Below are 12,816 nucleotides of genomic sequence, written 5' to 3'. Positions count from 1 at the left end.
GCTATATCATTTATGAATACTTTTAGTCGCACTGATACAGTACAGGTACAAGAAATTAGAGCTATTGGCTTAACAGTGACGAATTGCGATCGCTCTTTGAATTTCTACACCCAAGCACTTCATTTTGAACTTGTTTCTGATATCACTGTTGCAGGACAAGATTACAGCGACCTGGAAGGCGTAATTGATGCGAAAATTCGCATTGTCACTTTGCGTCTAGGTGATGAACTTATTGAGTTGATGGAATATATCAATATTGACTCTCAACTTATTCCCCGCGATTCCCAAAGTAATGATTTATGGTTTCAACATTTGGCGATTGTGGTGAGTGATATGGATCGCGCTCATGCTCATTTATGTTCATTTCCTATTCAACTTATATCCCCCGCACCGCAAACCATACCATCCGATAATGAAGCGTCTGGTGGTGTGCGTGCTTTCAAATTTAAAGACCCGGATGGACACGATTTAGAGCTAATTTGGTTTCCGTCTGATAAAGGACAAGATAAATGGCATCAAAACACGAATCGCTTATTTTTGGGAATAGATCATAGTGCGATCGCAATTTCCCACACCGAACAAAGTCTACACTTTTACCGCGACCTTTTGGGAATGCAAGTTGATAGTCGCAGTTTTAACTGCGGTGCTACTCAAGCGCGGATGGATAACTTACTAAAAGCCGAAGTTCAAATTACAGCACTGCGACCAGTTCAAGGCGGTGTAGGAATTGAATTGCTAGACTATCTTGTGCCTGGAAAAGGTCGTCCTATACCAAGTGACTGGAAAAGTTGCGATGTTGGGAACGTGCAGATTCAGCTGGTTGTGAATAATCTTGAGTTGTTAATTGATAAGTTACTGCGTAATAACGTGCAATTCATATCACCAAGAATTGTACAATTTGCAGATAATTTATTCCCTTACCAGCAGGGTTGTTTAGTTAAAGATCCTGACGGACACGCAATATTATTAATTGGTGAATGAGACTGATTAATCCAAAAATGGCTGTGAGAAAATTATGAAACACAATTCTCACCCTCCAGTTCATAACAATCACAACACTCAAACCGCAGATTTAGCCAACCTGAGCCTTGAAGAATTACAAGCTCAATTAACAACCTCTTTAGAACAGGGACTCAGTGCTGAAGAAGCCCAGCGTCGTCTTTCTAGCTATGGCTACAACGAACTAATTGAGAAAAAAACCAGTGTTGTAGAGCAATTTCTCTCTCATTTTTGGGGGCCGATTCCTTGGATGATTGAAGTGGCTGTGATTTTGTCAGCCTTGGTAAGAGATTGGGTAGATTTTGCAATTATTTTAGTTCTGCTAATCGGTAATGGTGTTATTGGCTTTTGGGAAGAATTTGAGGCGGGAAATGCGATCGCGGCTCTCAAAGCTCAACTCGCTCTCAATGCGCGTGTCAAGCGAGATCATCAATGGCTGACGGTTCCAGCCCGTGAGTTAGTCCCAGGAGATATCATTCACTTGCGAATTGGCGATGTTATCCCGGCGGATGCGCGATTGCTGGCGGGTGATTCTGTGGAAGTTGATCAGGCGGCTTTAACTGGAGAGTCTTTACCAGTGACACGAGAAACAGGGGATGCTGTCTACTCTGGCTCAGTTCTGAAACGAGGGGAAATTGATGGCTTGGTTTACGCCACAGGTGCAAATACCTTTTTTGGTAAAACTGCCAGCTTAGTAGATACTGCCACGATTCACAGTCATTTTCAGCAAACCATCCTCAAGATAGGTAACTTTTTAATCGCTACTGCTTTCGTGCTGGTGGTGTTAATTGTCTTTGTGGCTCTTTATCGGCACGATCGCTTACTCCACATCTTAAAATTTGTCTTAGTTTTGACTGTGGCTTCTATTCCGGTAGCTATGCCAGCAGTATTATCCGCCACGATGGCGATCGGTGCGCGAGCCTTAGCCAAAAAACAGGCAGTGGTTAGCCGTCTGGAATCCATTGAAGAAGTTGCGGGGATGGATATTCTCTGCTCGGATAAAACTGGGACTCTCACCTTAAATCAGTTAACTTTAGGCGAACCAGTTAGTTTAGGTAATTTCACTCCTGAGCAAGTGATTTTGGCAGCAGTTCTAGCTTCCCACAATTTTGAGGAAGACCCGATTGATCGGGCAATTCTGGCAGGTTTACAAGATAAACAACAACTGAATAATTATCAAGTGACGCGTTTTTTACCTTTTGACCCAGTAATTAAACGTACACAAGCAACTATCTCTACAGGTGACGGTCAAGAATTTAAAGTCAGTAAAGGCGCACCCCAGGTAATTTTAGCCTTAGTTGCTAATCGGTCTAAGATTGAAGCCTCTGTGAATAAAACCATTGATAATTTCGCCAAACGGGGCTTTCGGGCGTTAGGTGTCGCCAGAACTAATCCTGAAGGTAATTGGCAGTTTATTGGTGTTTTACCCTTATTTGATCCCCCAAGAAGTGATTCGCAATTTGTGATTGAAGATTTAAAACGCCTGGGTGTGAAAGTCAAAATGCTTACAGGTGATCAAGTAGCGATCGCTAAAGAAACTTGTCGGCAATTAGGTTTAGGCACTAATATTTTGAATGCCAAGCTATTTAAAACCAGCGATACCCATCAAATGGGACAGTTGGCTGATGCGGTGATGCAAGCCGATGGTTTTGGTCAAGTATTTCCTGAACATAAATATTACATCGTTGAAGCACTACAACAAAAAGGTCATATTGTCGGGATGACAGGCGATGGAGTCAACGATGCACCAGCTTTGAAAAAGGCAGATGTGGGTATTGCTGTTTCTGGTGCGACTGATGCGGCGCGTGCTGCGGCTGATATCGTTTTACTTGCGCCGGGATTAACTGTCATTGCTGATGCTGTGAGAGAAAGTCGCAAAATTTTTCAACGGATGTATAGCTATGTTTTATATAGAATTGCGGAAACTATTGATATTTTGATTTTCTTAACGCTGTCAATTTTAGTTTTTAATTTTTATCCGATGACGGCGGTGATGATTGTACTGTTGGCTTTACTTAATGATGGAGCAATTTTAGCGATCGCCTACGATAGAGCGATTCCTGATCACAAACCTGCTACTTGGGATATGTTGGTTGTCTTGGGTGTTTCTACCTTAATTGGCATTGCGAGCGTCTTTGGTTCTTTTGGCATTTTTTATATAGGTAGAGAATTACTACACCTGAGTCCAGGAATGCTACAGACGTTAGTATATTTAAAACTATCAGTTGCAGGACACTTAACAATATTTGTGACTCGCACCAAAAAATCATTTTGGACAGAAAAACCAGTAAATATTTTACTCTTAGCTATTTTTGCTACACAGATTATTGCTAGTTTAGTGTCAATATTTGGTTTCGGACTAATGTCACCTATCGGCTGGGGTTTAGCTGCTATAGTTTGGGGTTATTCTTTAGGATTGCTCTTGATTCTTGACTGGGTAAAACATTTAGGATACAGATTATTTCATCATCCACCAAGAGTTAGTAGACGAGGTGATTAAATATAATTTAAGGTAAGATTTATTAAATAGCTGTAACTAAATTTATCTTCATATACGAAGATGAGTGATTATCCAAAATGGCAAATTTTAGGGATAGAGACAATGAATGCTCTCACTTCACTCGTGGCGCACCTTTGGCAGTAATTCTTGCAGCGGTACTCTACATCCTATATCAACTTTTACCAGTATTAGAACTAATAGCTATTGCAGCGTTAATTGCTTTAGTTTTACGCACCCTATTGCGCTTTTTGCAAAAGCTGGTTAAGTCACAGGATGTTGCTGTTCTGCTATTAATTGGATTGATAATTGGCTTTGGTGTATTGCTGACTACTGTAGTCATACCTAATGCTACATCTGAGGTTCAAAATCTATTAACCACACTGCCAGCTTATCTCAATAGATTGACGGGAGATGTTGAGCAACTACGCCGTAAATTCACCTTTATTCCTGATATCTCTTTATCACTAATACAATTGCGGAACTTTATCAATCAGTTACTAGGTGGAGTACCGATTTTTTTAGGACAAGCTTTCAACTTCACGCTGGAATTGGTAGCGACAGTAATCCTAGCGTTGTATATGGCTTACGACCCCAAATCTTTAGTGAATGGTATTTTACGGTTAATTCCTCGCCGACATCACCAACGGTTTACACGAGTCCTCAAGGCTTCCCAGACCAGACTACGTGGTTGGATTTTTGGTACAGGAATTGCCATGATATTTCTCGGTGCAGGCGCTGCTTTTGGACTATGGATTTTGGGGATTCCATCAGCGTTTGCCTTTGGTATTATTGCAGGCTTATTTGAGATTATTCCTTACTTTGGTTCCATTGTTGGTACTTTTTTACCAGCTTTAGTAGCACTGAGCATTTCACCAATAAAGTTAGTATTTGTTCTCATACTATTTTTAGTTCTGAATCAGATAGATGCTCATATTGTTCAACCATTGGTAATGGGGCAGCAAGTTAATATACATCCTGTTATGGTAATTGTGACGTTTCTTGTCATGGGTAAGTTATTTGGACTTATTGGTGTATTGCTTGCAGTTCCAGCTGCCGCTATCATTGTGACACTCATTGATGAATTCACGCTTAAGAATTCTGAGAAGACGGAAGTACCTTCAGGATAAATACTGTGCGTAGCTGTTTGCCCTTGGCGTGGTGTAGCCTTAGCTTGCGCTTTGCGCTTACTCAACAAGCAATCCAAAATTATTCTTGCATACGATTAATTACACAGTGAATAACTTTAATTTCATGAATAATTCGCTCTAGTTCTGTATATAGAGGAGTTTGTTCTCGAACGGCTTGTAATGTGGGAGTTAAAGTGTGGTAATTTGTAGCAATCTCTGATAAACGCGCAGTATGTAATTGTTCAGTTTGGTTGTGAATGGCTTCAAGATAACTATTCAGTGCTGGTAACGGTTGGGGTGGCTGTTTCTGTCGCAGAGAGTCTGCTAGGTTTTCCAAAACTTGAATAATGGAATCCGTTAGTCGCTGGAGTTCCGTAAATTGGTACTCACCGCTAAATTCTCGCAGATGTTCTGCTAAAGTTGTCACTGAACTGAAAAAGCCACGAATGTAGAGAATCAACGTCATTACAGGTTCGATTTCTCCTTGAACGTGACGAGGTTCGCTGAACAATCTTTGAGATGCAGCGGTAGCATTGGCGTTCTCTAGTGCGGCTTGATGGCGTAGCGTATTGATAGAAGCAAACACATTTTGTTCTGGATGGAGGTAGTTAGCGATAACCTGTTGAAAGTAGGCGAGATTGGCTCGCATTGTCTTTTCTAGTTGTGCGGGAAGTTGCTGTCGTTCCCAACTAGGGAAAAGCAAATAGCTGCCAGCTAATGCTAAAGCACCTCCAAATAAACTATCAACAATACGCAATACTCCTATTTGCCAGCCACTTGCACTAATCAGGTTGAGTAGTAAAATGATGGCGGGAGTGAGCGATATGGTAAAGATGCTATAGCTTAACGATCGCACCGACATGGCAATAAATACCAACAGCAGTAAACACAAAGCGATCGCACTTTGATTCTGAACTAGTAAAACGAGAACAATTCCAATAATTCCACCCAAAATAGTACCGATGACTCTCTGCACTGTTGTCTCGGATGTTCCACCAAAGTTAGGTTTTAGTGCAACTAAGGCTGTTAGCGTTATCCAGTAACCTCTGGGTAGTTGCAATACTGATGCCAGCAACTGTGCAAATGTTGTGATCAGTGCTAGGCGCAACGCATGACGAAAAATGACGGAATCAAAAGTGAAGTTATTTCGCAATGTATCAATAATGGCAGAAGGCTTTGACTGAGGTGGAGGGGAAATGTCTTCCTGAGTGATGCGACTTTGTTTTCCTTGTCTTAAATCTGTAACAATCTCTGCATCAGTATGAATTTGTTGTGCCAGATTGATCAAACTGGTGGTAATATTTCTCAGATGAACTAGCTCGCCATAGTCATCTGTCTGAGAGTTACTTGTTTGATTGAGGACATAAGAGCGCACAACTTCCCATTGGTGTTTTAGTGCCTCAACTGTGCGATCCAAATCTCCTAAAGAAACTGAGTTTTTTTCTTTGACGATTGCTTTTGACAACATTTGTAGAGCAATTGTCAACTGTTCTATTACTTGCTGAATTTCTTTCTGTAACTGAGAAAATAATAGATCTTCAGATGCGATCGCCACTAGTTCACTCAATGCCACAACAGAATTAACAATTTGATTGATATCCTCAATCAATATCAACAAGTTATTTCCTTTTTGGTTAGCGCCTTTCTGCACAGTCCACATTGCTGTCCAGACACTCCGAGCAGATGTCAAGTTTTGAATTACAGTATCCTGAGCTTGCAAAAATCTTTCTGTCCACTCCTGTCGCTTTTGGGGATTTAATGTTCTCTCGTTGGCTAAGTCTACAAATTTGCTCAACGAGAGATAACAGTTAGCCACTGTTTGTATTGCTGTGTCATGAGGACGTACTGCCCAAATTCCTAATGACAGTAAAATTGTCCATGTTCCCCCAGCTAAACATAGCGCACAGTGCTGAATCAGTGTAGGGAAATTGGTAAATGTCGCAAATTTAGCCAGTGCAATGACAAACATGATCGAAGTCACCAAGCTAACAGATGAGGCTACGTTGCCATACAAACCTGCTAAACCCGCGATAAACATCACAACGAAGGTTGTTGGGATAGCTAACCAGAGATGACTACTTACCAGACTGGCAATTAAAAATACTGTAGTCACGGCAATGGTAGTTGCGATCATCGCCTTCAGTTGCTGACGATAAGTGCCGTCAATATTTACCATCCCAACAAACCAAGCCGCCATAGTAGCGATCGCACTTGCAGCAGCATTACCAGTAATGATACTAATCCCAATTGGGACACCCAGGATCAAAAGGCTACGGAATCCAGAGACAATGGCAGGTTTACCTGGCTTGAGTTGAAATTGCTGCAACAACCAACTCAAAGGACGTTTATTTTTGGATGGCATTATTCTGCTGGCGACTATAGGAATTCAGTTTGATTACTGATTTATTTTCCAAAAATGAGAGCATCTATGGAATATGCCCCAGGGCCTAAAACAGCGATCGCAATCAGCATAGCGCAGTACATAAACGCTTTTTCCCAACTAGGCGGTTCTCCTTTTCCTAACGGGCCTTTATACTGGTCTTCAGGAATTAAGTAAGGATCTGTGGCGACAAAGGGTTTACCTTGTATTAAATGTAACAATATGGCAAACAACATAGAAGCCAGAATCGGCAAGGTTGCCAAAAGTGTAAGTAAGCCAATAATTAAGAACAATCCACCACCCAACATCGACCATGCAGAGATAATGCAGAGAAATACGGGTGTATTGATCGAGTCAGCCCACCGCCGAATATGCAGTACCTTGGGGTAGCCATGAATTAAAAATAATCCGCCAACACTCACTCTTAGCAGTAGCAGTGCTAATCCTGCGAGTCCACCGGGATAAGCATAAACAAGAGAACTCACCAAATGCGGGCCAAGAAATGGATAATTAACTACAGCTAATCCAAAAGTAATGAGCTTCGGTATTACCCAGACAGCGATCGCTACACCTAACAGAAATTGATAAATCATAGCTGCACACCACGGGTTTTCAGGTTGATAGCATATAAAGATTTGCCTGCGGTGATAAATAGGCGATCGCGTTCTTTCCCACCGAAAGTAAGATTAGCGCAGGTTTCCGGTACGAGAATTTTTCCTAAGCGAGTTCCGTCTGGGGTGTATACCTGCACACTATCTTCAGAACTAGTAAAAACATTGCCATTTTCATCGACCCGAAATCCATCAGGTTGTCCTGGCTCGATGACTGCAAACACACGTCCATTTTTTGCCCATCGTCCATCTACAACATCATAGACACGAATATGATGCGGCCCATCTGGAATATTAAACGCAGCTGTATCTGAAACATACAGCAAACTTTCATCTGGACTGAACGCCAGTCCGTTAGGGCGGATCATATCTGTAACTACAGGATAAATCTCATCTGTTGCTGGGTCGAACCGATATACATAACTTCCAGGTTGTTCTTGTTCCCCACCGTAACCTTGATTTGGCTCTGTAATACCATAAGGTGGATCGGTAAACCAAATTGTGCCGTCGCTTTTAACTACTAAATCATTAGGACTATTGAGGCGTTTGCCATTGTAGCGATCAACTAAAACCTTCCATTTACCATCATGTTCTTGTCGGATGATGGCACGCAGACCAGAAGAACAAGCAACTATACGATTTTCCAAGTCTCGGTAATTACCACTTTGGTAATCAGATGGGTCACGTAGGACACTTACTTTGTCAGTTGGACTCCAGCGTAGCAGACGATTGCCATGAGCATCGCTCCACACAACACTATCGTCTTCGTGGATGTAAACAGGGCCTTCGCTGTGAACTGCGTCGTTAGCCAACTTTTGCAGTGAAGCTTCTAGAGATACAATAGCACGCAGGCGATCGTCATAAATTTCAATGGTTTCTGGCATAGGAAACTCCTATTATTAACGGGGAACGGGGAACAGGAAATAGGGAACAGGGGCTGTCTATGACGGGAGATTTAAGCTCCCGCCAAGACTTACCACCATCCGAGGTGGAGTACTCAAACCCATCGGTAGGGAGAGGGAACAAACGGACTTTCCTGTTGCCTGTTGCCCGTTCCCTGTTCTCTCTCCTGAAGGAAGTTGAATTTGCTTGCTGATGATAAATAGCAGCTTCAAACTCATACAAAATTGCTATTGATTTGCACTTATTTTTTCTTTTACCAAAAACTGAGCGGATGACTTATAAATAGATATTTATGCCAATTTAAATAAAGACAAAATTTGTTTAATAATTATTTTGAAAATAATTATTGTTTAATTAAATTAAATTTCCCTCAAACCATAGATATAGATTGTGCAAGTAATTTGCTAAATATAAGTCCTGAAAATAAATTAAGTTATGTTTATTTTTTGAAATAAATCTTTCAAAGTAAAAAATATAGTTGATTCCCCCAAGAATTATTAGGCTTTTTCTCCAAATACAACACGTGTTTGATTCATACAATACATATTAAAAATGAAAGTGAAATGAAATATTGACCTCTCTTTAGGCATAAATAAATATTAAGCCGTTGGATAGAAGCAATATTTGAGATAAAGATTTAGGTTGAACTTAGAAATATACATTTAGAATTAATTAACTTATTTAGCTACTGGAAAGTAATTCCATTAGTTGCAAAATTATTTTATATTATTCATGAATTAATACTTTTTATAAATAAATTGAAAGTGAATAGTATGGTGTCAAAATATGGTGAACATCACTGAGCGCTACGACATCATTATTATCGGTTCGGGAGCAGGGGGAGGGACACTGGCTCACCGCCTTGCACCCACAGGTAAGAAGATTTTGGTTCTAGAACGAGGCGACTTTCTGCCAAGAGAGAAAGATAATTGGAATCCAAAAGAAGTTTATCAAAAACATCGCTATCATACCGATGAAGAATGGTATGACAAAGAAGGTAAAGCATTTAAACCCCAGACAGGTTACTGGGTTGGTGGCAATACTAAACTCTACGGTGCAGCCTTAGTGCGGTTGCGAGAGCGAGATTTTGAAAAAGTAATTCACAAGGGAGGAATTTCGCCGGAATGGCCTTTGAAATATCGAGACTTTGAGCCTTACTACACACAGGCAGAAAAGCTGTATGACGTGCATGGAAAAGCAGGAGAAGACCCCACTGAACCGCCTCGTAGCGAGCCATATCCTTATCCGCCTGTGAGTCATGAGCCGGATATGCAGGCTCTGGTTGATGGAATCCGCGAACTAGGATATTACCCATTTCACCTACCACTAGGATTAAAGCTGAATGAAAGCGATCGCACAAATAGTCCCTGCATTCGTTGCGATACCTTTGACGGATACCCCTGTCTTGTACACGCCAAAGCTGATGCCGATGTCAATGCTATTCGTCCGGCTCGTGAAAAGTATAGCAATTTCACCCTCAAAACCAATGCTAAAGTGTTGCGGTTGCATACTAGTGAGTCTGGGCGAGAAGTAACAAGCGTAGAAACTGAAATTGCTGGGGAAACACATTGGTTTGCAGGCGATATTGTGGTGGTTGCTTGTGGTTCTGTCAACTCGCCAGCTTTGTTGTTACGTTCTGCTAACGATAAACATCCCAATGGATTGGCAAACAGTTCTGATCAGGTAGGGCGAAATTTCATGAAACAGTTGGAAACCGCCATAGTTTCCATACACTTAGACGTAAATCACGCCAAATTTCAAAAAACCATTGCCGTCAACGACTTTTACTGGGGAGAACCTGATTTTCCTTATCCGATGGGTATGGTGCAGAATACAGGTAATGTCCTTGCTGATATGATTCCCGCCGAAGCTCCGCCACTGATGGCTCCATTTGTCAAGCTAATTCCTCATTATGAGCGACATTTGTTAGCCGAACGCTCTGTAGGCTGGTGGCTGCAAACAGAAGATTTACCAGATCCCAATAATCGGATTCGGGTAGTGGGTGAAAAGATTCACATTGACTATACATTAAATAATACCGAAGCCAGCGATCGCCTCATCCATCGTTGGACATCTGTACTCAAGTCAATTCCGCGTTCTGCTAAACACGTCTTACCATTTAGTATTTATCCCCGCACTCATCTACCAGAACAAGCAGTAGCCCATCAATGCGGTAGTTGTCGATTTGGCACAGATCCTCAAACCTCAGTCCTGGATCTCAATTGCCGTACCCATGATATCGATAATCTTTATGTTGTAGATAGTAGTTTCTTTCCGTCAAATTCGGGTGCTAACCCTACACTCACAATTATGGCCAATGCCTTACGCGTTGGCGATCATCTAGCTGAACGATTGAAATAAAAAGGTGAAGTTTAATTATTTCTAGGATAGACAGATGACACACAACAAACAGCCTGATCTGGCAATATTGCAAAACCAAACATCTCTAGAAACAGCCTCCAATGCTCATCCTACTGATTTAGAAACGCAAAACCAAACTTACCCTACAACATCTTCTAATGCTCATCCTATTGCAACGGGCTTGGGAGCCATAGGAGGCGGGATTGCTGGAGTTGCCGTAGGTCGCTCAATTGGTGGTAAGGTAGGTGCTGTGATTGGTGGTGTTGCAGGAGCAATTACTGGCGGAGTTGCAGGTAATAAGTTAGCAGAGTACACAGAAGAATTTATTGAGGAACTTCAGCCAACAGTTGGGTTGGGATTAGGAGCCAATCACAAGCCAATTGAATTACCCCGTCATTACAGTTGGGAAGAATTACAAGCACTCTCAAAATCCCAAGGTGGAGCAATTCAACTCCAGTTGAAGTAGTTTTCTGGTGAGGAGGATTTTAAAGTGAAAAAATCTGGGATTTTGATTAATTAATTTAGAACAAAGCAATTACTTAAATACGTAAGAATACAGAATCATAATTAATCAGAGTTTAATAACTAATACTGCTAGACTATTAAAATCTCTGTCTAGGCAAAGCTTGATTGATTAATCATTCTGACTTCTGATTCCTGAATTCTTACGTAATTTCTCTCATTTCTTAACTTTTATTAATAGTAAAGATAAAAAAATTACTCTTACGATAGATGATATTTTTAAAATATTGAGCAATTTTAAATACATAGATTTGCCAGGGTATACAATATCTACCCTAGGCTTAAAAAAATATTATAATGCGAGTTATGGGATTAAATATAAACGGGATTCGTAATCGTTTTAACAAACTTAAAAAAAGTAAAATTTTGCCACCCCAATTAGAAGATATTCGTAATAGTTTGCTAGAAGAATCAACAATCAACACCAATTATATTGTACTAATTATTGGCTCTTGCGTAATTGCAACATTGGGACTACTTTCTAATAGTGCTGCTGTAATTATTGGTGCAATGATTATTGCTCCTTTAATGTTACCAATTCGAGGATTGGCGTTTGGCGCTCTAGAAGGCAATGTTATTTTATTTCGGCAAGCTTTAGCTGCTATTATTAGCGGAACTATTATAGCAATTGCTTTAGCTTGTACTATTGGTTATTTTGTAGCATTGCCCCAATTTGGGAGCGAAATTATTAGTCGTTCCCGACCTACTTTATTAGACTTAGGAATTGCTGTGGCGGCTGGGGGAATTAGTGGTTTTGCTAAGGTGCAACCCAAAATTTCTGAAAGTTTAGCTGGAACTGCGATCGCAGTTGCACTCATGCCACCAATTTGTGTAATAGGTTTAGGTTTATCGCAAGTAAATTGGTCATTAAGTATCGGTGCAACTATACTTTATCTTACCAATTTATTAGGTATTACTCTTGCTTGTATGCTGACGTTTTTGCTAACGGGTTGCACTTCATTTAAACGTGCTAAAAAAGCCCTTATATGGACATTAGGATTAACATTTTTACTTTTTATTCCCTTGAGTGTTAGCTTTTTTCAGTTAATTAGACAAAGCAGACTGGAAGTAAGTTTGCGACAAGCATTATTAAATAGAACTGTGACTTTTCAAAGAATGGTATTGCTAAATAGTGATGTAAATTGGTTAACTAATCCGCCGCAAGTCCGTTTAAGCGTTCGGACTCAAGCACCAATAACACCAAAGCAAGTAGGACTTTTAGAAAAATTTTTAGAAAAAGAAATGGGTCAAACTTTTAACTTAATTTTTGAAGTTGGTGAAATTGAGGAAGTTAGAAGTTACAGATCAAAAAATGTTAAGTAAGTGCTAATCGTGGCCATTGAAAATTACGTAGGTTTGATATAAAACTCATATTTGATTAGTGAAAAAATTTCCTCTTATCTGTTCGAGAGA

9 protein-coding genes are annotated in these 12,816 nt (G+C 40.5%); 6 read left to right on the top strand and 3 right to left on the bottom strand.

The window, feature by feature from the left end:
• The first annotated feature begins 12 nt into the window (after window positions 1-12).
• The 3 genes from ACMX3D_RS29565 (at window position 13) to ACMX3D_RS29555 (ending at window position 4,626) form a co-directional block, all read left to right on the top strand.
• Window positions 13-981 carry a VOC family protein gene (locus tag ACMX3D_RS29565; RefSeq protein WP_482749320.1) on the top strand — a complete coding sequence of 323 codons (969 nt, stop codon included), beginning with the start codon at window positions 13-15 and terminating at the stop codon, window positions 979-981.
• A gap of 34 nt (window positions 982-1,015) precedes the next feature.
• Window positions 1,016-3,499 (top strand): plasma-membrane proton-efflux P-type ATPase, encoded by a 2,484-nt coding sequence (locus tag ACMX3D_RS29560; protein ID WP_482749319.1) that lies wholly within the window; start codon window positions 1,016-1,018, stop codon window positions 3,497-3,499.
• Between the two features lie 77 nt (window positions 3,500-3,576).
• Window positions 3,577-4,626 carry an AI-2E family transporter gene (locus ACMX3D_RS29555; protein ID WP_482749318.1) on the top strand — a complete coding sequence of 350 codons (1,050 nt, stop codon included), beginning with the start codon at window positions 3,577-3,579 and terminating at the stop codon, window positions 4,624-4,626.
• A 79-nt stretch (window positions 4,627-4,705) separates the two neighbouring features.
• Here the strand turns inward: ACMX3D_RS29555 and ACMX3D_RS29550 are convergent, their stop codons facing one another.
• The 3 genes from ACMX3D_RS29550 to ACMX3D_RS29540 are packed head-to-tail and all read right to left on the bottom strand — an operon-like array spanning window position 4,706 to window position 8,501.
• Complete coding sequence (locus ACMX3D_RS29550) at window positions 4,706-6,988, bottom strand: FUSC family protein (protein ID WP_482749317.1); 2,283 nt, start codon at window positions 6,986-6,988, stop codon at window positions 4,706-4,708.
• Between the two features lie 41 nt (window positions 6,989-7,029).
• A complete protein-coding gene (locus ACMX3D_RS29545) occupies window positions 7,030-7,599 on the bottom strand; it encodes a DoxX family protein (RefSeq protein ID WP_482749316.1) in 570 nt (189 codons plus the stop codon).
• Window positions 7,596-8,501, bottom strand: a complete 906-nt coding sequence (locus tag ACMX3D_RS29540) for an SMP-30/gluconolactonase/LRE family protein (RefSeq protein ID WP_482749315.1) — start codon at window positions 8,499-8,501, stop codon at window positions 7,596-7,598. Before ACMX3D_RS29540 ends, ACMX3D_RS29545 begins: the two co-directional genes overlap by 4 nt.
• Before the next feature lie 805 nt (window positions 8,502-9,306).
• On the opposite strand from ACMX3D_RS29540, the gene ACMX3D_RS29535 reads away from it, so the two are divergent.
• The 3 genes from ACMX3D_RS29535 to ACMX3D_RS29525 all read left to right on the top strand — a co-directional run bounded on the left by ACMX3D_RS29535 (window position 9,307) and on the right by ACMX3D_RS29525 (window position 12,726).
• A complete protein-coding gene (locus ACMX3D_RS29535) occupies window positions 9,307-10,881 on the top strand; it encodes a GMC family oxidoreductase (protein ID WP_482749314.1) in 1,575 nt (524 codons plus the stop codon).
• A gap of 34 nt (window positions 10,882-10,915) precedes the next feature.
• A complete protein-coding gene (locus tag ACMX3D_RS29530) occupies window positions 10,916-11,347 on the top strand; it encodes a colicin V family bacteriocin (RefSeq protein ID WP_482749313.1) in 432 nt (143 codons plus the stop codon).
• Window positions 11,348-11,709: 362 nt separating this feature from the next.
• A complete protein-coding gene (locus ACMX3D_RS29525; RefSeq protein WP_482749312.1) occupies window positions 11,710-12,726 on the top strand; it encodes a DUF389 domain-containing protein in 1,017 nt (338 codons plus the stop codon).
• The last annotated feature ends 90 nt before the right edge of the window (window positions 12,727-12,816 follow it).

Source organism: Anabaena sp. TISTR 8404, from assembly GCF_056847745.1.
Note: the sequence above shows the minus strand (reverse complement) of the source record. Positions and strands in the feature narration are given on the sequence as shown.